Annotated in this window: 22 protein-coding genes; 4 read left to right on the top strand and 18 right to left on the bottom strand. The window is 71.3% G+C overall.

Features of this window, described 5'->3' with window-relative positions:
* Nucleotides 1–461: electron transfer flavoprotein subunit beta/FixA family protein (locus tag J2Z30_RS45640; RefSeq protein WP_209469124.1), on the bottom strand; the 461-nt coding region annotated here is incomplete at its 3' end.
* Nucleotides 462–593: 132 nt separating this feature from the next.
* On the opposite strand from J2Z30_RS45640, the gene J2Z30_RS45635 reads away from it, so the two are divergent.
* A complete protein-coding gene (locus J2Z30_RS45635; RefSeq protein WP_063790997.1) occupies nt 594–1,343 on the top strand; it encodes a TetR family transcriptional regulator in 750 nt (249 codons plus the stop codon).
* A gap of 140 nt (nt 1,344–1,483) precedes the next feature.
* Here J2Z30_RS45635 and J2Z30_RS45630 read toward each other — a convergent pair whose 3' ends face one another.
* Nucleotides 1,484–2,410, bottom strand: a complete 927-nt coding sequence (locus J2Z30_RS45630) for an endo-beta-N-acetylglucosaminidase H (protein WP_044578321.1) — start codon at nt 2,408–2,410, stop codon at nt 1,484–1,486.
* 341 nt (nt 2,411–2,751) lie between these two features.
* On the opposite strand from J2Z30_RS45630, the gene J2Z30_RS50495 reads away from it, so the two are divergent.
* The 3 genes from J2Z30_RS50495 to J2Z30_RS45615 all read left to right on the top strand — a co-directional run bounded on the left by J2Z30_RS50495 (nt 2,752) and on the right by J2Z30_RS45615 (nt 4,656).
* Complete coding sequence (locus J2Z30_RS50495; RefSeq protein WP_245389222.1) at nt 2,752–3,267, top strand: hypothetical protein; 516 nt, start codon at nt 2,752–2,754, stop codon at nt 3,265–3,267.
* A gap of 113 nt (nt 3,268–3,380) precedes the next feature.
* Complete coding sequence (locus J2Z30_RS45620; protein ID WP_052701694.1) at nt 3,381–3,731, top strand: TetR family transcriptional regulator C-terminal domain-containing protein; 351 nt, start codon at nt 3,381–3,383, stop codon at nt 3,729–3,731.
* A 229-nt stretch (nt 3,732–3,960) separates the two neighbouring features.
* A complete protein-coding gene (locus J2Z30_RS45615; protein ID WP_245389221.1) occupies nt 3,961–4,656 on the top strand; it encodes a phosphatase PAP2 family protein in 696 nt (231 codons plus the stop codon).
* Between the two features lie 45 nt (nt 4,657–4,701).
* Here the strand turns inward: J2Z30_RS45615 and J2Z30_RS45610 are convergent, their stop codons facing one another.
* From J2Z30_RS45610 to asnB, 16 genes are read right to left on the bottom strand one after another with little or no spacing between them, the layout of a single operon-like run.
* Entirely contained in the window at nt 4,702–6,024 is a 1,323-nt protein-coding gene (locus tag J2Z30_RS45610; RefSeq protein ID WP_044578317.1) for a glutamate-1-semialdehyde 2,1-aminomutase, read from the bottom strand.
* 7 nt (nt 6,025–6,031) lie between these two features.
* Nucleotides 6,032–6,583: a dTDP-4-dehydrorhamnose 3,5-epimerase gene (gene rfbC / locus J2Z30_RS45605; RefSeq protein WP_044578314.1), complete on the bottom strand. Its 552-nt coding sequence runs from the start codon at nt 6,581–6,583 to the stop codon at nt 6,032–6,034.
* The gene (locus J2Z30_RS45600) at nt 6,580–7,851 is read right to left on the bottom strand and encodes a polysaccharide pyruvyl transferase family protein (RefSeq protein ID WP_044578311.1); all 1,272 of its coding nucleotides are present in this window, start codon (nt 7,849–7,851) and stop codon (nt 6,580–6,582) included. Before J2Z30_RS45600 ends, rfbC begins: the two co-directional genes overlap by 4 nt.
* Nucleotides 7,848–8,795, bottom strand: a complete 948-nt coding sequence (locus J2Z30_RS45595; protein WP_044578308.1) for a glycosyltransferase family 2 protein — start codon at nt 8,793–8,795, stop codon at nt 7,848–7,850. The genes J2Z30_RS45600 and J2Z30_RS45595 overlap by 4 nt, the downstream gene beginning before the upstream one ends.
* A complete protein-coding gene (locus J2Z30_RS45590) occupies nt 8,792–10,090 on the bottom strand; it encodes an MATE family efflux transporter (RefSeq protein WP_044578305.1) in 1,299 nt (432 codons plus the stop codon). The genes J2Z30_RS45595 and J2Z30_RS45590 overlap by 4 nt, the downstream gene beginning before the upstream one ends.
* 5 nt (nt 10,091–10,095) lie before the next feature.
* Nucleotides 10,096–11,379 (bottom strand): DUF4910 domain-containing protein, encoded by a 1,284-nt coding sequence (locus tag J2Z30_RS45585; protein WP_044578303.1) that lies wholly within the window; start codon nt 11,377–11,379, stop codon nt 10,096–10,098.
* On the bottom strand, nt 11,367–12,392 hold the full coding sequence (locus J2Z30_RS45580; RefSeq protein WP_044578300.1) for an NAD-dependent epimerase/dehydratase family protein: 1,026 nt from the start codon (nt 12,390–12,392) through the stop codon (nt 11,367–11,369). Before J2Z30_RS45580 ends, J2Z30_RS45585 begins: the two co-directional genes overlap by 13 nt.
* A 3-nt stretch (nt 12,393–12,395) precedes the next feature.
* Nucleotides 12,396–13,043 (bottom strand): PIG-L deacetylase family protein, encoded by a 648-nt coding sequence (locus J2Z30_RS45575; RefSeq protein WP_044578298.1) that lies wholly within the window; start codon nt 13,041–13,043, stop codon nt 12,396–12,398.
* The gene (locus tag J2Z30_RS45570; RefSeq protein ID WP_044578295.1) at nt 13,040–13,834 is read right to left on the bottom strand and encodes a glycosyltransferase family protein; all 795 of its coding nucleotides are present in this window, start codon (nt 13,832–13,834) and stop codon (nt 13,040–13,042) included. Before J2Z30_RS45570 ends, J2Z30_RS45575 begins: the two co-directional genes overlap by 4 nt.
* Nucleotides 13,831–15,081 (bottom strand): class I SAM-dependent methyltransferase, encoded by a 1,251-nt coding sequence (locus J2Z30_RS45565; protein WP_044578293.1) that lies wholly within the window; start codon nt 15,079–15,081, stop codon nt 13,831–13,833. The genes J2Z30_RS45570 and J2Z30_RS45565 overlap by 4 nt, the downstream gene beginning before the upstream one ends.
* Nucleotides 15,078–16,319: a glycosyltransferase gene (locus J2Z30_RS45560; RefSeq protein WP_044578290.1), complete on the bottom strand. Its 1,242-nt coding sequence runs from the start codon at nt 16,317–16,319 to the stop codon at nt 15,078–15,080. Before J2Z30_RS45560 ends, J2Z30_RS45565 begins: the two co-directional genes overlap by 4 nt.
* 2 nt (nt 16,320–16,321) lie before the next feature.
* Nucleotides 16,322–17,554: a membrane protein gene (locus tag J2Z30_RS45555; protein ID WP_044578287.1), complete on the bottom strand. Its 1,233-nt coding sequence runs from the start codon at nt 17,552–17,554 to the stop codon at nt 16,322–16,324.
* A gap of 1 nt (nt 17,555) precedes the next feature.
* Nucleotides 17,556–19,091 (bottom strand): right-handed parallel beta-helix repeat-containing protein, encoded by a 1,536-nt coding sequence (locus J2Z30_RS45550; RefSeq protein ID WP_044578283.1) that lies wholly within the window; start codon nt 19,089–19,091, stop codon nt 17,556–17,558.
* Between the two features lie 9 nt (nt 19,092–19,100).
* Nucleotides 19,101–21,068, bottom strand: coding sequence for an alginate lyase family protein (locus tag J2Z30_RS45545; RefSeq protein ID WP_044578281.1), 1,968 nt, complete (start codon nt 21,066–21,068; stop codon nt 19,101–19,103).
* Nucleotides 21,065–23,260: a bi-domain-containing oxidoreductase gene (locus tag J2Z30_RS45540; protein ID WP_044578279.1), complete on the bottom strand. Its 2,196-nt coding sequence runs from the start codon at nt 23,258–23,260 to the stop codon at nt 21,065–21,067. The genes J2Z30_RS45545 and J2Z30_RS45540 overlap by 4 nt, the downstream gene beginning before the upstream one ends.
* Nucleotides 23,257–25,173: an asparagine synthase (glutamine-hydrolyzing) gene (gene asnB, locus J2Z30_RS45535; protein ID WP_044578276.1), complete on the bottom strand. Its 1,917-nt coding sequence runs from the start codon at nt 25,171–25,173 to the stop codon at nt 23,257–23,259. The genes J2Z30_RS45540 and asnB overlap by 4 nt, the downstream gene beginning before the upstream one ends.
* Nucleotides 25,174–25,176: the final 3 nt, after the last annotated feature.

The following is a 25,176-nucleotide window of genomic DNA, read 5'->3' as shown; positions in this document are numbered from 1 at the left end:
CCATCCTCGACCGACACCTCCGACAACAGCGACACCTGCGGCACACCCAGACGCTCCGCCAACATCGCCGGCAGCACACCCATCGTGCCGTCCGTGGAAGCCATACCACACACGACCAGGTCATAACCGGTCTTCTCGACCGCCTTGGCCAGCACCAGCGAGGTCCCCAGCACATCGGTACCGTGCAGATCATCGTCCTCGACGTGCACAGCCTTGTCCGCACCCATCGACAACGCCTTGCGCAGCGCGTCCTTGGCATCCTCCGGACCCACGGTCAGCACGGTGATCTCGGCGTCATCGGCCTCGTCGGCGATCTGCAGGGCCTGCTCGACCGCATACTCATCCAGCTCCGAGAGCAGCCCGTCCACGTCATCACGATCAACGGTCAGGTCCTCGGCGAAGTGCCGGTCGCCGGTGGCGTCGGGCACGTACTTCACACAGACAACGATCCTCAAGCTCACGCCCACTCTCCTCACGGTCCCCGAATGCCTGCGCTGCCGCAGCGGAGCATCGGAACGAGGGTATGGCACTCAGTGCCCTACGTAAAGGTACTCAGTGTCAGCTATTGCTGGTGCTGATGCTAGGTTCCCTCCATGACGGACGTACGCGACGAGGGCAAGGCAACCGCGGCGGTCAGCGGGCCCGAGCCGTCCGACAAGGCACCCATGCGCGAGGCGCTCATCGAGGCGGCGTTCCAGCTCTTCTTGGTGCACGGCTTCGAGCGGACCACAGTGGACGACATCGTGGCGCGGGCCGGAGTGGGACGCCGGTCATTCTTCCGCTACTTTCCGTCCAAGGAAGACGTCGTCTTCCCCGAGCATGAGCGCTGCCTGGCCGAAATGAGCGCTTTCCTCACCACGAGCACCGCCGGCGAACCGCTCGACGTGGTCTGTGACGCGGCCCGCCTCGTCACGCGGATGTATGCCGCGAACCCCGAGTTCTCCGTGCAGCGCTACCGGCTCACGCGCGAAGTGCCCAGCCTTCGCGGCTATGAACTGTCCGTGGTGCACCGCTATGAACGGACCCTGGCCCACTACCTCCGGCAACGGTACGCGGGGGACCATGTTGGAGCGCTTCGGGCCGAAGTGCAGGCCGCGGCTGTCGTCGCCGCGCACAACAACGGACTGCGGACCTGGCTGCGAGGCGGGGGGCAGGGCGATGCCGCGAAGGCGGTGGATCAGTCGCTGACCTTCGTCCGGCAGACATGGGGCAGCCTCGGCGAATCCGCGGAGAGCGGCACCGCGCCCGCGCCGGAGGACGACGTGATCGTGATGGTGGCGCCACGGAGCGTTCCCATGTGGCGCGTGGTGCAGAAGATCGAGAAGACTTTGGGCGGCGACTAGCTCCCCGCATGGCACTCAGAGCCCTGACCGAGGGTACTCAGTGTCGGCACCCGCAGTGCCTGACCTGGAACAGCCCCGGTCAGGCACCGTCATCTATCGGGTACACACCGTGAGGTGAGACAACACCGCGTGCGGTCGCCTTACGGCGTGTAGACGGCGTCGCTGCCGTACAGTTCCCTGGTGAACGCGGAGACATCGGCGCTGCGATTGGCGCCGTCGAGGTTGTACGTCAGATAGACGCCGTACCCCTCGCTGACGGTGCGGCGGGCGAGGTCGGCGGCCGTGCTCTGCGAGGTCCGGCCGATCTCGACGGCCGCCGGCGACAGCTTCGACTTGGGCAGTGCCACGCGGGGAACCTGCCAGGTGCCGTAGTACGGGTTCCAGGCGTAGTCGAACTTGGACGAGACGTCGACGCCGCCGTAGGAGAGGCGCGACGCGGCCGGGCCGATGTTGTAGAGGCTGATGATCTTGTCCGGCATGTTCGCGCGCAGCGCCGTCACCAGGTGCACGAACGAGCTGTCGTTGGGCTGGCCTGTGCCGTTGTTGCCGTAATCCGCGTACTCGTCGTCGAAGTCGATGCCATCGAGGCCGTACTTGGCCACGGTGTCCGACAGTTTCTTCGCGAACGCCGAAGCCTCTTGCTGGGAAGGGAAGTTGGCGAAGCCCGCGCCCTGGTGGTTGCCGAGCACCGAGAGGACGACCTTGATGCCCTTCTGCTGCAACGGCCGTATCTCCGTGGCGGCGTTGTCGAGGACGCGCTGCACGTTCTCGTTGAAGTGCAGATACGCCGCCTTCGTACCCGTGTCGTAGTTGATGTTCGCCGCGAAGATCACGGCGACGTCGAAGACGTTGCCGCCGCCGTTGGCGAGGGTGTATTTGCCGACGTTGCGCATGCTGTTGTTGTTCACCTCGACGTACGCCACCGAGGTCGGCCCCTGTTTCGCGGGAGCGGGGGCCGCTGCCGCGCCGGTTGCGGCGGTCGCGGCGGTCCCGCCGAAGGCGAGGGCCGCGACCGCCGAGAGCGCTAACGCGGCCGTCCGTACTCTGCTCCGTACCAGAGTGAACATCGTTGACCGGTCTCCCCTCGCATGGGTCGGCGCCCGACCTGTTCGAAGCGCCGAGTGAGCCCTCCAAGTCTTCCGCTCCCGTAACCAAATCCCGAGATTCGCGCGCGAACTCTTCACGACTCCCACGCACGTCACGCCTTCCTCACGGGTGAACGTGTCCCGGTATCGGCGGTGGGCGTGGTCGGCATCGACTCCGCGTGAGCGGCGGTGTCCGAGGCGGCAGCACGGCTCCGCATGCGCACCCCTCCGAGATCCGGACCGTTCCCGGGCCAGTAGGCGCCCGATCACCCCTGCGACGCACGGCGGGAGGGGTCCCGGTCGGGGCGGGGTTTCATGGGGCCATGATGCATAGAACGTCATCCAGCGCCGTCCTCGCCGTCGCTGTCGCCGTCGTGTTCGCCGCTCTCACGTCGTGTTCCTCGGATTCTTCGGACGGGTCCCCCGCGAAGGGCCGGCCCAGCGGGTCCAACTCCGGCTCGTCGGCCTCCGACTCCGCGCCGACTCCCACGGAGACGGCCACGCCGTCGCCCTCGCCGACCGGGCCGTGCGCTGACGGGACGTGCGAGATCGAGGTCGCCGAGGGGGACGTCCTGACAGTGCCGGCGAAGTACGGCCTCGGGCAGGTCAAGGTGACGGCGATCACTGGCAGCGAGGTCAAGATGGCCGCGCAGCTGACGGGTTCGGGCTTCAGCGTTTCGGGCTGTTCCGGTGGCGGCGGCGTGTCATCGGAGGGCGGAGGCGGCGTCGGACTGAACTGCGGCAAGGGACCCGCCGCGACCATCAACGACGCCATGAGCCTGAAGGTCGTCGAGATCCACAACACCGCCGCCGTCCTCCGTATCGAACCCGCCGGATGACGTACGGCTCGACCTCGGGACGCCGCCAGGCGAAGCGCTGAGAGGATCACGCGGATGTCCAGGCGAGCTCTGATCATGTTGCTTCCGCTCGCACCCCGACCGTCGCGGGGCTGGTGGCCGCCGCGCTCGACACGATCAGCGGCGAGACAGTGCGGGACGCCGCGGGGCATACGGTCGCAGTCGACGAGCTGCTGCGCTGCGTCGTGCAGGCGTGGTCGGAGGTGCTGCGCAACGACGAGGTGCGTGGCCCGGCCGCGGAGGGCTTCGAGAAGGTCCGGGCCAGTATCGCCGACGCGCTGCGCCGTGGCCGGGCCGCGGGCGCGGTGCCCGCCGCCGTGGACCCGGACCGCGGAGCCCGCGTGGTGATGGGGCTGCTGCACGGATTCCTGCTCCAGCGCGTGGCCTTCGGACTCACGGACACGACCGGCTTCGCGGACGACCTGCGCGCCGGGCTGATCTTGTGATGGGCGATGACCGCGCCGAACCGGCGCGATCGGCTCAGGCGGCGCGACGTCGGCCGCCACGGCGTTGATCTCTACCGCCGGGATCGACGAGCTACCGGTAGGATGACAAACCGATGAGTTCGGGGTCACACCGGCTGACGGCTCCCGCGGAGTCGTACGGGCCAGGAGCGGGTGTCCGCAGGGCGGTCAGGTCGCTGGAGGGTGCGTCGGACACGACGGGGGGCTCGCGTTGGATCGCCTGACCGGAGCGGACCTGGAAGTCGGCCCCACCCGGTTCGCGCTTGAAGTGCTGCCCCGGTCGCTGCGCGCGCGGCTCGGGCCGATCTCGGCCCTCGCCGCCCTGGTGGTCGGCGTGCTCGGGGTCCTGTACGCCGGCCACGGCGAGCCCGGCGGGGTGGACAGGTGGATCATCCAGCCGACGGCGGACAGTGTGCGGCCACCCTGGAGGCGCGTCGCTCTGGCCGTGGACTTCTTGGGGGAACCCGCCGGAGCGGCCACGCTGATCGTGGCCGCTGTGGCGGGCTGCCTGCTGCTTCGGCGTACTCGCGCGGCGGTGCTCGTCGTTGTCGGCGCCACCGTGTCCGTGGGGACGGCGACGCTGCTCAAGCATCTGGTGGGACGCACCATCCACGGCGACGGCAACCTGTCCTATCCGAGCGGGCACACCGCCTTCTTCACCGCACTCGCCCTCATCGTGGCGCTGCTCGCGACCGGCCGGTTCGGCCTCGGCGGGACGGTCGGCACGTCACTCGTGCTCGCCGCGGCGCTCGTGGCCGGCGCCGCGATGGGATGGGCGCAGGTAGCCCTGGGCGCGCACTATCCGACCGACGTCCTCGGGGGCTGGTGCACCGCGCTGGCGGTGACTCCGGCGACCGCGTGGCTGGTCGATCGCATGGCCGACGCCCGTCGGTGGAAGCGCCGCTGACGCCACGTCATGTCATGTCATGTCACGACGTCACGTCACATCACGTCACGCCAAGCGGCGGAATACGGGCTTCACCGGTCGTCCGGCCAGCCAGGGGGTGGGGTCGGCGGCGTCCAGTGCCTTCCGGTACACCGCACATGCCTGGGCCACCACATCGACGGTGTGATCGATGTCGGCGTCGCTGAGCGCGCTGCTCACCACGAACGACGGGGCCAGCACCCCGCCCGCGAGGAGCCGGCGCAGGAACAGGGTGCGGTACCGCTGCGACGGCTGCCCGTTCTCGTCGAGGGTGGCGAAGACCAGGTTGCTGGCCCGGCCCCGGACGACAATGTGGTCGCCGACGCCCATACCCGCCGCCACCTCGCGGACGCCCGCCGCCAACCGCTCGCCGAGGACGTGCAGTTGGGCGGTGATGCCCTCTTCGGCGTAGGTGGTTTGCACGGCCATCGCGGCGGCCAGCGAGTGCGTTTCCGCACCGTGCGTGGTGGACAGCAGGAACACCCGGTCGCCGGAGTGGCGCAAGCCGCCCCGCTCCATCAGATCGCGGCGCCCGGCCAGCGCGGAGACGGCGAATCCGTTGCCCAGGGCCTTGCCGAACGTGGAGAGGTCGGGGACGACGCCGTACAGGCCCTGGGCGCCCGCCTCTGACCAGCGGAAGCCGGTGATCATCTCATCGAAGATCAGTACGCAGCCGTGCCGGTCGGCCAGCTCGCGCAGACCGGCGAGATAGCCGGGCGGCGGCTCGACGGTGGCGGGTTCGAGGATCAGGCAGGCGACCTCGTCCTGGTACCGGGTGAGCAGTTCCTCCGTGGCGGCCAGGTCCCCGTAAGGGAACGCCACGGTGAGCTCGTTGGTCGCCGCCGGAACACCGGCGGACATCGGCGTGGTGCCGATGAACCAGTCGTCGACGGAGAAGAACGGATGGTCGGCGCAGATGGCCACCCGCGGGCGCCCGGTGGCGGCGCGGGCGAGGCGCACCGCGGCGGTGGTGGCGTCGGAGCCGTTCTTCGCGAACTTCACCATCTCGGCGGTCGGCACCGTGGCCAGGAAGCGTTCCGCGGCTTCGACCTCCACGATGGACGGCCGGGCGAAGTTGCTGCCGCGGTCGAGTTCCCGCCGCACCGCCTCGATCACCCGTGGGTGGGCGTGGCCGAGGCTGACCGACCGCAGGCCGGAGCCGTACTCGACGTAGCGGTTGCCGTCGATGTCCCACACATGGGCACCGCGGCCGTGGCTGATGACCGGGGCCAGGTTCTCGGGGTACTGGTCGTCGCCCTTGGCGTAGGTGTGCGCGCCCCCGGGGATCATGGCGTGCAGCCGCTCGTTCGCCAGTCGCGACCGGGGCAGGAGGAACTCTTCGGTTTCCAAGCCGACTTCACCTTTCCATGTGCTTCAGGACCTCGGCGAGGCTCGGCGCCTCCCGGTCCCGCCGGGACATCGATGTGACCGGCAGCGGCCAGCCGATGGCGAGCTCCGGGTCGTCGAAGGCGATCGTCACGTCCTCCGCCGGATCGTGCGGGCGGTCGATCCGGTACGAGGTGTCGGCGGTCTCGGTCAGCGCCTGGAAGCCGTGCGCGCAGCCCGCCGGGATGTACAGGGTCGTCTGCGTCTCGCCGGACAGTTCGAAGAAGGCCCGGCCCAGGTACGTCGGCGAGTCCGGCCGCAGATCCACGACGACGTCGAAGATCCTCCCGTACGAGCACCGCACCAGCTTGGCCTCACCGGCGCCGGAGCGCAGGTGCAGGCCGCGCAGTACGCCACGGACCGAGCGGGACAGGCTGTCCTGGACGAAGGCGTGCGGGTCGAGGCCCACCGAGCGGACCACGTCGGCGTCGAAGGTGCGGCAGAAGAAGCCGCGTTCGTCGGCGTACGGGGTCGGCTCGAACAGGTACGCGCCGGCGATCTCCGGGACTTCGGTCGCCTTCATCGAGCCTCCCGATGCGTGTGGGCGGGTGTGTGGTCCGTCGTCGGGAACAGGGCCGCGGTCAACGCGGTGAACTGGTGGTCGAGTTGCTGTGCGGCGGCCCGGTTCCGCTCGGCGAGGGTGTGCCGCAGCTCGGCCGAGTGCTTCTCCAGGTCCCTGAATTGTTCGAGCAGCCGGTCGGCGTCGACCGCGCGCGCCGGGTGGCAGTACGCGCCGAGGCCCATCCGGTCCATGAGCGCGTCGCTCTTCGCCGCATAGCAGAGGGCCAGCACCGGCGTGCCGGTCTTCAGCGCGCAGATCAGGTTGTGGTACCGGACCGCCACGACGGTGTCGGCAGCCGCCATCTCGTTCATCAGGTCGGCCAGTGAGGCCGGTTCGGCAGCGGTGACCAGGGCTGAGTCCACCGCGTCGAGGATGGCGGCGACCACCGACGCGTCGCAGTCGTCACCGGTGAGCAGCCGGACCGGTCTGCCCTCCTCGACCAGCGCACGGACGAACCGGATCGTCCCGTCGAGGTAGCGCCGGTATATCTCGTCGGCTTGGGCGCGGTCGTCGTTGCCGCCGTGGAAGTCCATGACACCGAGACAGACCGGGCCCGGCGATCCCGAACCCGAGGGCGCTTCCCCGAGCTCTCCGACAAGCTCCGAGCGGGGGATACCCCATTCCCGCGGCGTCGGCAGCGCGAACGCGAGGTCGGGGTAGACCTCGTCGCGCGCGGTGTCCACACCCATCGCCCGCATCGCGTCGCGGGACTGGGTGTCCCGGTACGACCGGTACGCGGCCAGCCGCGCCGACCAGCGCACCAGGGCCCGGGTCGGCCGATTGCCGATCTCGGCGGCGCCGACGCCGACCAGCGCGACCCGGGTGCGCAGCAGCCGGCCACTCGCGCAGAGCAGGAACAGCGAGTACGGGAAGCCCCACGGCCGCAGCGGCAGCGTGGCCTCCAGGACGCCCATGCCCGGCACGATCACCACGTCGTGCCGGCGCACCCAGGCAGCGGTGCGGAAGACATCGAGGAGTTTGCCCAGACCCTTCGCCGCGATCGCGCCCGCACGCGACGCGGTCCGGTACTCCCCGCGGTACCAGTGCAGCCGCGTGGCGGGGATCCCGAACCGGGTCGCCACGGCCTCGGGTCCCCCGCACAGCGCGTCCACGACCGCCTCCGGGTGCTCGGTGCGGAGGTAGCCGAGCATGGCCTCGAGCGACCCGTCGTTGCCGAGGTTGCCGGAGCCGAGCAGGCCGAACACCCCCACACGTGTCGCCGTCCTCATGCCCGCCGCCCCTCACGGCCCGCGACGAGGGCGTCGACGGAGACGGTCAGCTTGGCCGGGTCGACCGGGGCGCGGTCCTCGACCCGCTCACCGGCGCCCGGCCGGACCCGGCTGGTCATCCATGCGGCCAGGTGGCGGTAGCACGCGCGCCGGTCGGCCGCGGACAACGGGGCCCGCCGGATCGCCGAGGCGAAGCCCCAGACGTACTCGGCGAGCAGCCGGGGCGTCGGGTGCAGCGGGCCCGCCCGGCGCGGGTCCAGGTTGACGCACCGGGAGCGCTTGCCCGGGTTCGCCCGCTCGGCGCGGGTGGGGTGGTCGCGGCGGAAGTACAGCAGCTCCGGCACCTGGTGGAAGCGCCCGTGCAGGGCGATCTCGGCGACGAACGTGCGGTCCGCGTGGTGGTAGCTGTCCATCGGCTTCACCCGGCGCAGCGCGTCGGCCCGGATCACCCCGTAGAAGTCGTCACCGCCGGGCTCGAACAGCATGCTGCGGAAGCGCTCCGGCGGGTGCGGTGAGCCGGTGGCGAGCGTGTACTCGTACGGGACCTTCACCTGGCCGTCGCCGTCGATGACCGCCTGGTCGGCGTGTGCGAGGATCACGTCCGGCCGCTCGTCCAGCGCCTGGACGCAAGCCCGCAGCAGATCGCGGGCATAAAGGTCGTCGTGCGAGGCCCACTTGAACAGCTCGCCACGGCACTCGGCGAACACCCGGTTGTGGTTCGGCGTGGCGCCGACGTTCCGGGGCAGCCGGAGGTAGCGGATGCGCGCGTCCTGCGCGGCGTACTTGCGGCAGATGTCCTCGGTCCCGTCGGTCGAGGCGTTGTCGGAGATGACCAGCTCGAAGTCCTCGTAGGTCTGGCCGAGCAGGGCGTCGAGCGACTCGGCCAGGTACTCCTCGCCGTTGTACACGGGCAGGCCGATGCTCAACCGGGGATGGGCGGTCATGGGGTCCTCACTTCGGGGATGGGGTGGTGGCGGCGCTCGCGCAGGGCGGACCGCAGTTGCAGCCACCACACGGCCGAGCCGCTGACGGTCGCGGCGGCGACGCACCAGGCCGAGCCGACCGTGCCGGCGACGGCCGCCCCGCCGAGCCCGCCGCTGACATAGCAGGCGGAGGCGAACAGCTGGGAGCGCAGGCTGCGCCGGGCGGCGCCGAGCGCGCGCAGCCCGGCCGCCGCGCCGGTGCCGAGCCCGGCGCCCGCGACGCCGAGGGTGACCGGCACGATGAGCTGTGCGGCGGAGTGCCAGACACCGCCGAGCACGAACTCGCCGAGCCGGTCCGGCATCAGCAGCAGCGCCCCGCCCCAGAGCAGCGCGCCGACGGCCTGCCCGCCACCCAGCAGAAGGCAGAACGCGCCAAGGCGGTGCGGGGTCCGCCGCAGCACCCGCGCCGCCTCCGGGACGGTGACCAGCGAAAGGCCCATCAGCACGGCGAGGAACGGGCCGAGCAGGAGCTCGGCGCCCCGCACCGCGCCCACCGCGCCGACCCCGACGATCGCGCCGAGCCCGTACGCCCGCAGCTGGCTCGCGCCGCTGAGGCAGGTGTTCTCGACCAGGTACCGGTAGCCGAGATCGCGCTGCTCGCGGAGCCACCCGCGCGCCCCGGTCACCCGGGGCCGGATACCGGACTGGAGGTAGCCGTACCCCGCCGCCACCGTGGCGGACGCGCCCCAGGCGAGCACGAAGGCGGCCACGCTGCCCGCGCGGGCCGCCACGATCATGGCCGGGACGAGCGCGACGCCCCACACGACGTCGTTGAGACACGCCTTCCGCCCGGCACCGGCGGCGAAGAACGAGAACCGCCAGGCGTCCTGCAGAAGCAGCCCCGGCAGCACGACGCCGAGGCAGACGAACGCGGGCCCCACGCGGCCGCCGAGGGCCGGCCCGACCACCAGACACCCCGCGCCGATGGCCGCGCCTACGCCGAGTGCGGTACCCGACGACCGGGCCACCGCCCCGCGCCAGGACGCGTCCGACACGCCGCTGAAGCGCACCACGAGCGGATCGGTGGCCAGCCCGCGGGAGATGTTGAGTACCACGCCGTAGGTCACCCAGGCCAGGCTGAACACGCCGAACGCGGTCACCCCCAGCGAGCGGGCCACGTAGATGCCCACCGCGAAGTTGGACATGCTGGAGGCCGCCTGGTCGGCCAGTCCCCAAGACAGCCGGCCGACGAGGGCCCGCTTGGCGGATCGGGGCGGTGGCGCCGTTGTCCGCGGCTTCTCCCCCTCGGTGGGCATCGGCGTCATGCCTTGATCAGCCCGGCGCCGTGCAGGGCGCCGGCCGCGTCGGCGACGGTGTCGAACGGCAGCCCGGACCGCTCGGCGACGTCCAGCAGACTGTGCTCGCCGTCGGAGAGGTTGAGCACCCAGAGCATGGCCATCTGGGCCTGCTTGGCGTCGCTGCGGCCGCCGAGCGAGTCGTACAGCCCGCGTCGGCCCAGCTGTGGTTCGCCATAGGGGCTGAGGTTGAGGTACCGCCGGTCGCGGTCCAGGACGGCGAACGCCTCGCGGCAGACGGCGAGCGTGTCCGCCATCGCCTCCGGGGAGACGAAGTCCAGGTTGTCCGCCGAGGTGTGGTACTCGGGGTAGCCCGCGTACGGGGTCCGGGTGAGCGAGCCGACGCCGAGATCGAACCCGGGCGAGCAGAACTGCCGCTCGTCGTAGCCGTACGGGGTGAACTCGGCGACGCGGTGCGGGCGTTCGGAGGCGGCCAGCACATGCCGCATCACCCGGTCGATCTCCGCGTCGCCGCGCCTGCTCTGTTTGTACGTGAGGTGTCCCCGGTCCCCGGCGCAGGCCAGCACCAGCCCGTGCTTGACCCGGTCGATCCGCTCCGCGTTGCGGGCCAGCCAGGTGATCGCCCCGATGGTGCCGGGGGCGAAGATGAACCGGTAGGTGTAGTACGGCGTCTGCTCCGCCAGCGCCCGCGCCAGGAACGTCGCCACCGCGACACCGGCCATGTTGTCGTTGGCCAGCGACGGGTGGCAGACGTGGCAGGAGACGATCACCTCGTCGGCGATCTGCCCGGGGACGATGTGCTCGGCGTAGGTGAGGTGGCCATCGGTGAGTGTGGAGTCGACGCACACCTCGTACTCGCCGTCCGGCAGCGCGTCCAGGGTCTCCTGGGCCAGGCAGAACCCCCATTGCGGCTGGTAGTAGCTGGTGCGGTACGGCACCCAGGCCGGGTGGTCCGGCAGGGTGTGCAGGTGTTCGCGCAGCTCGGCCAGCGGCATGGTCGCCGACACCGGCACGCTGTAGCCGAGCACATGCAGGCTGGACGCCCGGAAGTCGACGACCCGGTTGCCTGCGGGGTCGGCGATGTACGCGTCCCGGATGTTCCACTCCTGCGGCACCGTCCAGTCGAGCACCTGGGTCCCGGTCGGCACCTCGTGCACCTTCAGCGGGACGTACTCGCCGACGATCTCCAGGGTGGCGCGCACACCGTCGCCCGTGATGCTCCGGCAGAGCGGGTACAGCCGCTCCACCAGCGCGTACATCTCATCGCCGTGCTCAGTCACCGGCGCCACCGCAGGGTGTCGTCGACGGTGCCGGCGTCGGACGCCGCGCGCAGTACGGCAAGGCGGGTGAAGCGCTGCTCGAAGTCCTCCCGGGTCAGCCCGTGTTCCCGGTAGGCGTCGGCGAGTTCGAGCGCGCCCCGCTTCACCGTCCACTCGCAGTCGAAGCCGGGTATCGCGGCGCGGAACCGGGAGAAGTCCACCCGGTACGAACGCGGATCGGCACCGGTCTCCCCGGTGATCACCACCTTGGAGCCGGACACCGCCTCGGCGACCTGCCCGGCGATCTCGGCAACCGTGACGTTGTTGGTCTCGCTTCCGATGTTGAACGCCCGGTCGTGCACCGCCTCCCGCGGCGCGGTCAGCGCGGCCGTGAAGGCCCGTGCGATGTCGACGGCGTGCACCAGCGGGCGCCAGGGGGTGCCGTCGGAGAGCACCAGCACCTCGCCGGACAGCAGCGCGTGGCCGACCAGGTTGTTCAGCACGATGTCGGCACGCAGCCGGGGCGAGTGGCCGAAGGCGGTGGCGTTGCGCATGAACACCGGGCTGAAGTCGCCGTCGGCCAGGTCGTGCAGGTCGTCCTCCACCCGCACCTTGGACTCCGCGTACGGCGTCACCGGGCGCAGCGCGGCGTCCTCGGCCACCAGGTCGTCGCCGCCGGCGGCGCCGTAGACCGAGCAGGTCGACGCGTACAGGAAGCGCCGCACTCCGGCGTCGCGGGCCAGCCGGGCCAGCCGCACGGACGCGTGGTGGTTGATGTCGTGGGTGAGCTCCGGCGCCAGCGATCCCAGCGGGTCGTTGGAGAGCGCGGCCAGGTGGATCACGGCGTCGGCCCCGGCCACGTGTTCGGCCGTGACGTCGCGCAGGTCCACCCGATGCCCCTGCGGGTCCGCGGGCGGCGGGCCGAGGACGCAGTCGGCGAACAGGCCGGCGTCGAGGCCGACGACCTCGTGCCCGGCGGCGGCGAGGGCCGGGGCCATGACGGTTCCCAGATAGCCCTGGTGTCCGGTCAGCAGTACGCGCAAGGTTCAACCCCCCAGGTTGAGCGTGAGTTTGGTGACGGCGAACGCTTCGGCGTATCGCTCGTGGCATTCGATGCCGCGGATCCGGGCGAGGCCGAGGAAGGCCTCCCGGTCGTACCAGGGCCGGTGCCGCTGCGAGGGGTAGTGCTCCTGCAGCAGCCGCACCTTCTCTTCGGCGACCTCCGGCGACAGTGGCTGGTACACCGCGAGGCGGCCGAGGTCGCCGTCCCACTTGACGATCTCGTAGCCGAGCACGAGGTGGTCGCGGAAGGCGGTGGGTATCAGCTTTGCCAGGCCGCGGTGATCCTGGTGCGCGTCATCGGTGCGCGGCGCCAGCACCAGATCCGGCTCGGTCCGCGCGCGCAGTTCCTCGACGGCGGCCTTGGCCTCTTCCCAGTGCGCGGGCAGCCGGCCGTCGGGGAGCTTGTGCACGGTCAGCCGCAGGTCGGCGTCCGGGCAGAAGGCGGCGAGCGCGGCCCGCTCCTCCCGCTCCCGCTCGCTGCCACCGCCGGTGAGCACCAGCGCGTCGACGCGGACGCCCGGCCGCGCGCGGCACAGCGCGAGCAGCGTGCCACCGGCGCCGATGGCGATGTCGTCGCAGTGCGCGCCCATGGCGACGATCCGGTCCAGGCGCCCGGTGTGGAGACGGATCACGCCCTCGCCCCCGCACCGTCTCGTTCCCATACGGCCCACGGGCGGTCGCCCCGGGCGTAGGCCTCGTCGAGCGCGGCCCGCTCCTTCACGGTGTCGGTCGGCTTCCAGAAGCCGCGGTGCTGGTGCGCCACCAGCCGGCCGCGCTTGGCCAGTTGGGCGCATCCGTCGGCGACCAGGTCCCCGTTCTCCGGGATGTGGTCGAAGACCTCCTGCCGGAGCACGAAATAGCCGCCGTTCTCCCACAGTGGCAGTTCGCTCACCGCGGTGATGCCTCCCACCAGGCCGTCGTCGCCCAGGTCCACGCAGTGGAACGAGGACTGCGGCGGCACCACCATCATCGACGCACCGGCGTCGCGCCGGGCGAACCGGTCGATCATCTCCGGCAGCGGGGCGTCGGTGAGCACGTCGGCGTAGTTGGCGAGGAACATCTCGTCGCCGTCCAGGTGGTGCCGCACCCGGCGCAGCCGCTCCCCGATCGGCGACTCGACGCCGGTCTGCGCGAACGTGATCGTCCAGTCCGAGATGTCGGTGGACAGCAGCTCGGTCCGCCCACCTCGCAGCACGAAGTCGTTGGACGTCGTCTCCTCGTAGTTGAGGAAGAAGTCCTTGATGTGGTGAGCCCCGTACCCGAGGCACAGGATGAACTCCGTGTGCCCGAAGTGCGCGTAGTAGCGCATGACGTGCCAGATCAGCGGCCTGGGGCCGACCATCGCCATCGGCTTGGGCACGTCGTCCGCGGCACCGCTCCGCATCCGCATCCCGTAACCGCCGCAGAACAGAACGACCTTCATACTGTGCCCCTTGAAGACGCGACCTCGGCAATGCTCAGTTCCGGGATGGGAAAGACCAGCCGGCCGCCCCAGTCGTGCACGAAGGACAGCTGCTCGACCAGCTCGGCCCGCAGGTTCCACGGGAGGACGAGCACGTAGTCCGGCTTGTCGGCGGCGATCCGCTCGGGCGGCAGGATCGGGATGCGGGCGCCCGGGGTGAACCTGCCGTGCTTGTAGGGGTTGCGGTCGACCGTGTACGGGAGCAGATCGGGCCGGATGCCGCAGTGGTTGAGCAGGGTGTTGCCCTTGCCCGGGGCGCCGTAGCCGACGACCGTCTCGCCGCGCTCGGCCGCCTCGATGAGGAACCGCAGCAGATCCCGGCGCACCTTGGCCACCCGGGCGGAGAACTCGGTGTACCCGGACAGCTCCTGGAGCCCTGCGGCCTTCTCCCGGGCCAGTACGTCGGCCACCCTCGAAGTCGGCTCGCCGGCCACCTCGGCCGGCCGGGCCCACAGCCGGATGGAACCGCCGTGCGTGGGCAGCAGCTCGACGTCCACGAGCGCGAGTCCGCCGCTCGCCAGCGCCCGGGTGGCGGACGCGACCGTGTAGTACTGGAAGTGCTCGTGGTAGATCGTGTCGTACTGGTTCTCCTCGATCAGGGTCAGCAGGTGCTGCACCTCGATGGAGACCCAGCCGTCGTCGGCGACCAGGGCGCGCAGCCCCCGGGTGAACCCGACCACGTCGGGGATGTGCGCGTACACGTTGTTGGCCACGACCAGGTCCGCCGGGCCGTGCTCTGCGCGGACAGCGGCGCCGGTGTCAGGGCTCAGGAACTCCGTGAGCGTGGGCACACCCGCGTCCCGCGCCGTAGCGCCGACGTTGACCGACGGCTCGATGCCGAGGCAGCGGATCCCGCGGTCCACCACATGCCTCAGCAGGTACCCGTCGTTGCTCGCGACCTCGACCACGAAGGCGTCGGTGCCGAGACCCAGCCGCTGTACGGCGTCGCCGACGAACGTGCGCGCGTGCTCCACCCAGGAGGTCGAGAACGAGGAGAAGTACGCGTACTCCTTGAACGTCTCCTCCGGCGTGATCAGCGGCGGGATCTGCGCCAGCCAGCAGTCGGCGCAGACCCGCAGGTGCAGCGGGTACGCCGGTTCCGGCTGGTCCAGTTGGTCCGCGGCGAGAAAGCTCTCACATGGTGGCGTCGCCCCGAGGTCGAGGACGCTCGCCATCGCTTCCGAGCCGCAGAGTCGGCATCGTGTCATCTACTGTCCCCATCCCCCCTGCTCGCGCGGGAGTCCCCGCCGCGAGTCAGTGCTGACCGACCCGCGATCGCGGTGCGGTACTCCTCCACCAGGCGCTCCAACCCGACGGCCGGGCTGAAACCCTGTTCGTAACGGAGCCGGGCCGCCTGGCCCATCTCCCGGCCCAGGACCGGCTCGGCCGCGATCCGGCGCAGGCAGGCCGCGACCGAGGCGGGCTCGCCCGGCTGGTGCAGCAGCCCCGTCACGCCGTCCTCGACGAGTTCGACGAAGGCGCCGTGACCGGCGGCGACGGCCGGGACCCCGGCCGCCATCGCCTCCACGACCACCAGGCCGAACGCCTCCTGCCAGGTCGAGGGAGCCACCACGGCGACCGATCGCACGATGGCCTTCCGGCACTCCCCCGGGTCCAACAGGCCGACGAAAGCCACGTCGTCCCGGCCCGCCGCCCAGCCGGTCACCTCTCGCTCCAGCGGCCCCGCACCGGCGATCACGAGCGGTACGCCCACACCGCCGCTCGCCGCGATCTCGTCCCACGCGGCCATGAGCAGCCGTACGCCCTTGGCCTCCGCGAGCCGGCCGAGATAGAGCAGATGCTCTCCCCCGCCCACTCGGCAGGCGCCCGGGTCGGGCACGAAGTTGTGCTTCACCGCCAGCCGCTCGGCCGGCATGCCGGCCCGCACCAGGACGTCGCGCTGCGCCGCGGAGATGCAGAAGAACCGCTCCACGCCGGACCACCATCGCCGCCGGTTGACCGACAGGCTGACCGCGAGCGGCACCGTCGCGAGGCGGGAACTGCGGTAGCAGCCGTGCCGGACGGCGGGCAGTGGCGCGGAGCCTACGCACTCGGCGCACGGCCGGCCGTTCCGCTGCAGCGTGCCGGGCGAGCAGACCTGGGTGTAGTTGTGCAGCGTGGCGACGGCGGGCACGCGGGCGTCGGCGCAGGCGGCGAGCACCGCGGGCGACAGGAGCGGAAAGACGTTGTGGACGTGGACCACGTCCGGCCGCTCGGTGCGCAGCCGGGCGGCGAGCTCCGCGCGGACCGCCGGGTTCCACGGCACCAGGAGCGGCACCGCGGCCTTGCCGAGGAGGGACCGGGCGGCGATGTCGTCGCTGCGCCGCTCGAACACCCCGACCCGATGGCCGGCCGCGCGCAGCAGTTCCACCTCCTGGTCGACGACCTTGTTCTCCCCGCTCGGCTGCGCCGAGGCGTAGCGGTTGTGCACCACGAGGACGTGCATGCTCAAGGAACCTCCGTTCTCCGGGCCCAGCGCGGAATGTGTCGTCGAGGGGGGTCGGGCGTCGCGCGCGGAGCGGCCGCGGCGGGTGTCGCCAACAGCGCGGCGGCCAGGGCCAGATGCAGCAGATACGGCGAGGCGTCGCCAAGACCGGCCTCGGTGTACGACGCGATCGCGCAGTAGCTGATCAGAAAGATCGCGCAGGCCCTCTGCAGCGACGGTGGCCGCAGCAACGCGACGCCGCCCAGCACGATGACGATCGCCGCGACGAGGGTGACGCCGACCAGACCCTGTTCGTTGTAGACGGCCAGCCAGCTGTTGTCGATCGGCAGCCCGCCGAACGACTTGTCGCCCAGACCCACGCCGAACCACTTCTCCCCGGTCGTCCGGGGTGCGGCCAGCAGGGCGTCCCAGACCTTGGCCCGGCCGGTGAGGCTGGAGAAGTTCTCCTTGCTCTGTCCGCGCAGGAACCACGCCTGGAGCACGGAGGCGAACCCCACCGCGGCCACCGTGGCGCACACCACCGCCCAGGTGAAGAAGCGGCGGGCGGCGGCGCTGGTGAGGAGGAGCGAGCCGATCGCCAACGCCAGGCCGAGGAACAGGCCGAGCGTGGCCGTCCGGGTATGGGTCAGCGCGAGCAGGACGAGTGACGGCACGATGACCACCGCCGCGCCGGCCCGGTCGGTCCGGCGGCCCAGTACGAGCAGCACGGTGAGCCCGGTGATCACCGCGGCGTACTGTCCGATCTGCGGCGGGGTGAGCGGCCACAACGCGCCGACCAGCCGCCCGCCGTAGAGGTCGGGCAGGGCCGCGCCCGGTGAGGCGACCAGGCCGGCGGCCACCGACCCGAGCACCGCGAAGTACATCCGGATGTGGTGCCGGACGAATGTCAGGCTGCCGTCCCACCAGCGGCTGAGCAGCCAGAGCGTGCCGACGAAGAGAGCCAGCCGGGTGCAGCGGAACAGCGCGCCGAACCCGGACTCCAGATGCGCGCTGGAGATCACGCTCGTCACCAGTAGCAGGGTGAGCAGGAATACGTACGCACTGGCTCGGATGCGCAGCCGGAGATTGACCGCGAGCGCCAGCGCGAACGCGGCGACCAGCGCGCCCATGGTGACCATCTGGATGAGGGAGCGGGGCAGCGGGACGATGGTCTTCGCCCCGGCGGAGCCGAGCGTGTTGAGGACCAGCAGCCCCCAGATTGTCCCGACGGTCTTCGGTGTGTGACCCCCGCCCATCTCAGCCACCGTCCCGTGCGCGGAGGGTGCTGCCCGCGTCCTGCCGGTACGGCGTGCTCTGCCACTGCCCGAAGTCGAGCACCCGGCTCGGGTCGTGGGCGACGAATGTCCATGGTCCGACGTAGACGTTGTCGTGCCAGCGGTTGTGCTGCTTGTGGGTGATCGCCTCGGCCACCCCTTCGCCCTGGTACGGCGACCAGTCCGGATAGGTGCCGTAGTTGGCCAGCACCGCCATCCGGTCGCACTTCACCGCGCACTTGACGACGGACTTGTCCAGCACGAAGCGGTTGTCGTGGATGTCCACCCGCTGGGTCTTCCACCGGCAGTCGGCGTAGAGCGATGGCTTGGCGATCGCCGGTTTCGCGCAGCGGCCGGTGTCCCGCACCAGCAACGTGCATTCACCGGACGAGGTATTGGCCGGGCTGTTGCAGAACCGGTCGGCGTTTTCCCACAGGGTGACCCCGGACCAGTTGTTCTCCAGCACGTTCCGGTAGATCTCGATCTTGTCGGTGCGGGCCTTGATCCGTGGTTCGCCACCGGACTCGGACACATAGACGGTCGCGAACGGGAAGTTGTCGCCGCGGTCGGCTTCCCTGCGGCCCTCGACCCAGTTGTTCCGCCGGATCGTGTTCTTCCGGATGACCGCGTTGTAGCTGGTCTCGTAGATCAGCGCGGCACCGTCGTTGTCCTCGAGCACGTTGTCCTCGACGCGGAAGTCGTTGTTGTTGGTGTCCGCCCACAACCCGGTTCCACGGTTGTCGTGCACCCAATTGCCGCGTATGTCGGCACCGTTGACGGCCCAGAACTTGATGCCTCCGGTGCAGCCGCAGCCCTTCCGTCGCCGCTCCCAGTCGCCGGTGTTGTTGCCCGCGATCTCGTTGCCCTGGACCACCAGGCCGCTGATACGGCCTTTGGCCTTGTACGCGTTCATGCCGTACTGGCCGTTGTCGCGCAGGCAGCTGGCGCGGACTCGCTGGCGGGCACCGGCCATCAGCCCGGCACCGGAGTTGTCCCGGATCGTCGCGTGCTCGATCACCCACCCGTCGGCCGAGTCATGGTTGACCACGCCCTCGTCCGGCGGCGCCACGAAACGTCGCACGGTCAGATAGCGGATGGTGACGTCGCGGGCGGTGCCGCCGAACGCGTACTGGTTCTTCTTCCGGCCGTCGAGCACCGCGCCCGGCGCGCCGATGTAGCGGTTCCCCTCCTTGGGGACGACCTGGGCATAGCGGTCCGGGTCGAGCCTGTGCCTGCCCGGCCGAAGCCAGAACGTGGTGTTCGGGGGGTGGCTCTTGGTCTTCGCCACCAGGTCACCGACGACCGCGGGGTCGACCGTCACCGCGCCCGCCGGAGCCTTGGCCGGACCGGCGGCGGGATTGGCGCACACCCGGGCCACGGGCCGGGCCGCGGACGTGGACGGCGCGGCGGTCGGCTCCGCCGCCGGGGCGCCCGGCGTGCTCTCACAGCCGGTCGCCGCCGGCAGGACGAGCGCCGCCGCCGCCACCGGTAACGCCCAGTTCCGCCACTTGATCGCCACGCGTCCCCCCTAGCCGCGGAACCTGAGTACGGTGGTGAACCCCTGCGTGCCGTCGGCGAAGCCGGTGCCGACCAGTGTGGTGGTGGGTTCCTTGCGCCCGAAGCCTGCGGAGTACCAGCCCAGCGGCGGTCCGGTCTCGCCGCGATGTGCCCGCCAGGACAGCTGTCCGGGCAGGTCGAGCACCGCGGAGCGGTCCTCGCCGTCCCGGGTCCAGGTGAGCTGTGCCCGGTTGTCGACCAGGTCCGCGGCGATCGCCGGGCCGAGGTGGAACGCCAGGTGCACATCCCGGCGCGGGCCGCGCACCTCGTCGACCACCCTCAACTCCCTTGTCGCGGCCGTCAGTTCCACCCGGCGGCGGTGCACGGAGCCCTGGTAGCCGTCGTGCTCGGCACACCAGCGGGCCACCCCCTCGCCCGATGTGTCCACGGCCAGGACCCGGCTGCGGGCATGCCGGGTCCACAGGAACGGGCCACCGGAGACGGACTGGTCACCGCCGTCCAGCCGCAGGGTGTTGTGGCCGAGGGTCGACCGGAAGTACTGCCGCCACTCGGGCTGCCCGTGGTAGCAGTACGTCCCCGGGTCGGCGAGCACATCGACCCCGTCCTGCCGGACCTCCACGGACAGCGCGTCCGCGTGGGCATGCGCGGCGATGGACAGGAAGCCGTGCGGACCACCGTCGCAGCGGCACCAGATCTCTTCCGGACCACGCAGGATGGTGAGCCCCGCGTCGGCGAAATGGGCCGGCCGGCTTGGCGGGCGGGTCACGGCCGGTGCGGTTCCGTCTTTCGGGTACGGCCGGATGAGCGCGGCCAGCAGCGGAGTGCGCACATCGGTGCCGGTCACCGCCGGCCACCAGGCGAGCCGGCCGAACACGGCGTCCCCGGTGGCCAGCAGCGAGGCCCAGCGGTCGGTGCCCGCGCCGTCCACGACCAGACCGTGCCCGTCGTCGGCGTCCCCCTGGCGCGGCGGCCGCAGCCGGCCGTCCACGATGGCCGCGAGCGCGTCGGTCATCCGCAGCAGCACCAGCCGGATCGACGCGGGGACCGGCACGCCCGCGGCATCCGCCTCGGCCACCGCGGCCAGGCCGAGCTCCAGCACCAGTCCGTGATATTCGGTGGCCAGCTCGCGGTTGAGACCGGATTCGAAGGTGTTGCTTCGCAGCTGCCGCTCCAGCGACCGCAGCGCGTCGGCTCGCCAGCGCGCCGAGGAGGGGAACCACCCGAACGCGCAGGCCGCGGCGGACTGCCCGGCGGCCTCGGCGATGACGTGGTTGTTCGCCGACGACCCCCGGCTCGGGAAGGCGGCCAGCCAGCGCTGGTGGTGCCAGATCTGGTTCAGCGCCACCGGGTTGCCCTCGAACAGCCCGGCCACGCCCGGCCAGCCGTCGAGGAGCCGGCGGATCCACACCCAGGACAGCAGCCGGATCCCCAGCTCGATACCGCTGGTCCAGTGCACTCCGCGCAGCGGCGCGTTGGCCGTCCACCACGACCGCAGGTGCTCGGCCACTCGCTCGGCGTACCGCTCGTTCCCGGTGATCGCGTAGGCGGCGGCGAGCACGGTGAGGTACTGATGCCGGGACGGCTCCCAGATCTGCTTGATGTCCCCGACCGCGTCCTCGTCGCGGTACGGCACGTCGAAGGCGTAGCCCCACGGAGCCCGGCGTCCGGTCTTCGGGTCGTACCACCAGTCCGGGTCGGCCAGGTCGTCGCGGTCCACCCCGAAGTACTCGGCGTGCCCGGCCATCAGCCGGTCCGCCTCGGCGATGAGACGTTTCGCGGCGTCCGGTGGCACCGCGGCGACCGTCCCCGCGGGCAGTACCGCGGTGAACCGGGCGCCGGTCACGCTGGGGCAGTCCGGCCGCGCCGACCGCCACCGCCGCCTGCGCACCGCGTCGCCCACCCGGCCGCCGACCTCCCGCGGTCCCATCCGGGACAGCCGCCGCAGGTACCAGCCCGGACTCCCCGCGCTCACCGTCATCGCGCCCTCGCCAACGTCACCGGCGCACCGCCGGCCAGGCCGGTCCGCACGGCGAGGGTGGCCGTCGTGGTGGCGACCAGCGACTCCAGCGGCACCGGCATCGGCCCGCCGGTCCGTACGGCCTTGATGAACGCGGCCAGCTCGGCGGACTGGCCCTTGTCCCGGGCCTTGGGCAGCCGCGAACTGACCCACCGGTCGCGGCGGCCGTCGTACACGGCGGCACGGACGAAGTCGTCGAGCCGCAGCACCTTGCCGTCCGCGATCAGGTCCAGCGTCTCCTTGGGGAAGCCCGGCGAGCCGGTGGTGACGTAAGCGATGGTGGCGGTGGACCCGTCCGGGTAGCGCAGTACGACCTGCAAGTCCTCGTTGCCGGACGTGGCGACCGCGTACACCGAGACCGGGTCGGCCCCGAGCAGCCAGCTCACCGTGTCGATGAAGTGTCCGCCCTCGCCCGCGAACCGCGAGCCCTCGGTGCCCTGTTGGAGGTACCAGCTGCCGTGCTCGAGGCGGCCCGCGTTGACCAGATAGCGGAGGTTTCCCGGCCCGGTCCGCGAGCCGAACCGCTTCCTGGCCTCCTGCAGCAGCGGCGCGAACCGGCGGTTGAAGCCCACCTGCAGCCGGTCGTTGCCGGACTCCTCCACCGCCGCGAGCACACCGGCCAGCTCGCCCTCGGTGAGGGCCAGGGGCTTCTCCACGAACACCGCCTTGCCGGCCCGTAGCGCCCTTTGGGTCAGTTCGGCGTGTGAGCTGTGGCGGGTGACCACGAACACCGCGTCGATGGACGGGTCGCCGAGCACGGCGTCGAGATCGGTGGTCGCCTCGGCGAAGCCGAACTTCCGCTTGGCGTTGGCCGCGGACAGCGCCGTAGTGGTGACGACCGTGGCCAGCTCGACGCCGTCGCGCCGTTCCAGGTGCGGCAGCAGCATCGACGTCGCGTAGTTTCCCGCGCCGACGAACGCCAGCCGCACCGACGCGTTGGCGTACCGGGCCGGAGTGGACACTCCGCCGCCGCGCCGCACCGCGGGCACGGCCACCTCGGGGGCCCCCGCTTCCGCGGCTCGGTCGGGGTGGTCGGGGTACCGGAACAGCACAGCCACGGCCTTCAGATCGCCGTCCTTCAGGCGCTGGTACGTCTCGACGGCGTCATCGAAGTCGGCTATGTGGGAGACCAGGGGCTCCACGTCGGCGCTGCCGCGGGCGAGGAGATCGAGGAAGCACGCCAGGTTGCGGCGCTCGGTCCAGCGCACGTAGCCGATCGGGTAGTCCCGCCCCTCGAGCTCGTACTCCGGGTCGTAGCGCCCGGGGCCGTAACTGCGGGAGAACCGGACGTCGAGCTCCTTCTCGTAGTACGCGTTCCACGGCAGGTCCAGGCGGCACTTGCCGATGTCGACGACCCGGCCGCGGTCCCGGCTCAGCCGGGCGGCCAGCTCGACGGGCTGGTTGCTGCCGCCTCCGGCGGCCAGATACACCTGGTCCACACCGTGACCGCCGGTGAGTTCGGCGACGGCGGTCTCCACGGCCGCGGAGGCGGGATCGCCGCAGGCCGCCGCGCCCAGGCGCTCGGCGAGCTCGCAGCGCACCGGGTCGGGGTCGGCCCCGACGACGCGGACTCCCGAGGCGGCAAGGAGCTGCACCACCAGCTGCCCGATCAGCCCGAGGCCGATGACCAGCGCCACGTCGCCGAGCTGTGGCTCACCGCGGCGGACGCCCTGCAACGCGATCGACCCGACGGTGCCGAAGGCCGCGTGCCGCGGCGCGAGGCCGTCCGGCACCCGGGCGTAGAGGTTCTTCGGCACCCAGTTCAGCTCGGCGTGCAGCGCGTGCTCATTGCCGGCGCAGGCCACGAGATCGCCGACCTTCACATCGTCGACCCCGGCGCCGACCTGCTCGACCACCCCGCACAGCGAGTAGCCGAGCGGTGTGTAGGAGTCCAGCTTGCCCATCACCTTGCGGTAGGTGGCGCCCACCCCGTTGGTGGCCACGCTCTGCATGACCTTGGCCACCTGGTCCGGCCGGGAGCGGGCCTTGCCCACCATCGACATGCCGGCCTCGGACACCTTCATGAGCTCGGTTCCGGTGGATATCAGCGAGTAGGCGCTGCGGACCAGCACACCGCCCGGCTTGCACCCCGGCACCGGCACGTCGAGCAGCGCCAGCTCGCCGCTCTTGTAGTTCTGCACAACCTGCTTCACTCAAACTCCCCAGAAGTCGCGCCGCGATACCAGTACTCGAGGGTCAGCACATGCCACAGATGCTTGGAGAAGTCCCGCTGCCCGGCGGCGTCCTCGGCGACCATCCGAGCCAGCGCGTCGCGGCGCAGGAACCCGGAACGGACGAGCACCCCGTCGTGCACCACCTCGCGCACCAGCGGTGCCAGATCCCGGCTCATCCAGGCGCGCAACGGGGCGCTGAACAGGCCCTTGGGCCGGTACACGATCTCCCGGGGCAGGATCGAGGTGGCCGCCTCCTTGAGGACGGCCTTGCCCTGCCGTCCGACGATCTTGCGATCGCCGGGCACGGCGAACGCCGCCCTGACCACCTCGACGTCCACGTACGGCACCCGTACCTCGGTCGAGGCGGCCATGCTCGACCGGTCCGTGTACGCGAGGTTCAGACCCGGCAGGAACATCCGGGCGTCGCCCAGGCACATGCGGTTGACGAAGTCGTCGAGGTCGTTGTCCTGGTAGACATCCGCATGCTCGGTCAGCACGTCCTCGACCGTCCCGGCCAGGTCCGGATCGACCAGGGCGAGCAGCTCGTCCTGGTCGTACATGGTGTAGCTGCGCCGGAACGCGGTCTCCTCCGGCAGATCGGCGAAGGAGAGGAATCGCTTCGCGAAGCGCACCGACCGGTACCCCCGGCGGGCCGTGGCCACCGGCAGCCGGTCCACGGCCCTGGACACCCCGCGCCGCAGGGGCCGCGGGACGCGCTGGTAGCGCAGCGCGATCAGGTTGGCCAGGTGCTTGCGGTAACCGGCGAACAGCTCGTCGGCGCCCATCCCCGAGAGCATCACCTTGACCCCGGCCTCCCGGGCGGCCGAGCAGATCAGGAAGGTGTTGATCGCGGCGGGGTCGCCGATCGGCTCGTCCAGGTGGTACGTCATCCGCGGCAGCAGGTCGAGCACATTCGGAGCGATCTCGATCTCATGCAGGTCGACGCCGAACCGCTCGGCCACCCGCCGGGCATAGCGCAGGTCGTCCGGCATCGCCTCGAACCTGGCGTCCTCGGCGCGGAACCCGATCGTGTAAGCGGAGATCCCGGGCTGGTGGCGGGCCGCCAGCGCGGTCAGGTAGCTGGAGTCGAGACCGCCGGAGAGGAAGGCCGCCACGGGCACGTCGGAGAGCAGGTGGCGCCGAGTCGACTCCTCGACGATGGCGGCGAGGTCCGGCTGCTCGCCGCTCCGGGCCCGCTCCCGGCCCTCGGCGGCCACGTCCTTGAGGCTCCAGAACCGGCCGCGGTCCACCCGGCCGTCGGGCCGGCACCGCAGCCAGCTCCCCGGCGGCAGCTTCTCCGCTTCGCGGAACGCGCAGCGCGAGTCCGGCACCCAGTAGTACAGCAGCGAGGCCACCAGCGCCGCATGGTCCACCTCCAGCGACCCGCCGGTCACGGCGGCGAGCGCCTTGAGTTCGGAGGCGAACACCAGACCCTCGCCGCGCCGGAGCAGGAACAGCGGCTTGATGCCCAACTGATCGCGGGCCAGGACCAGTTCACCGGTGCGCTCGTCGAAGATCCCGAACGCGAACATGCCGCGCAGCCGGGGCAGGCAGTCCGTGCCCCAGCGCCGCCAGGCCTCCAGCAGCACCTCGGTGTCGGAGGTGCCGCGGAAGCGCACCCCGGCGGCCGCCAGTTCGGCTCGCAGCTCGGGCGCGTTGTACAGCTCGCCGTTGTACGTCAGGACGAGGCCGCCCGAGACCATCGGCTGGGCGCCGGTCCCGGACAGGTCGACGATGGCCAGCCGACGGTGCCCGAGGTGCACTTCGCCGTCACCGGCGGGGTGGCTGTACCGGCCCGTCCCGTCCGGACCGCGGTGGGCGAGGGTATCGGTGAGCCGGTCGGTCACGACCTTCCCGTCCGGCCATCGGTAGGTGCCCGCGATGCCACACATGTC

The organism is Streptomyces iranensis (genome assembly GCF_017874715.1).
Lineage (GTDB): Bacteria > Actinomycetota > Actinomycetes > Streptomycetales > Streptomycetaceae > Streptomyces > Streptomyces iranensis.
The sequence above is the reverse complement of the archived record's forward strand: the minus strand, read 5'-3'. Positions and strand labels throughout refer to the sequence as shown.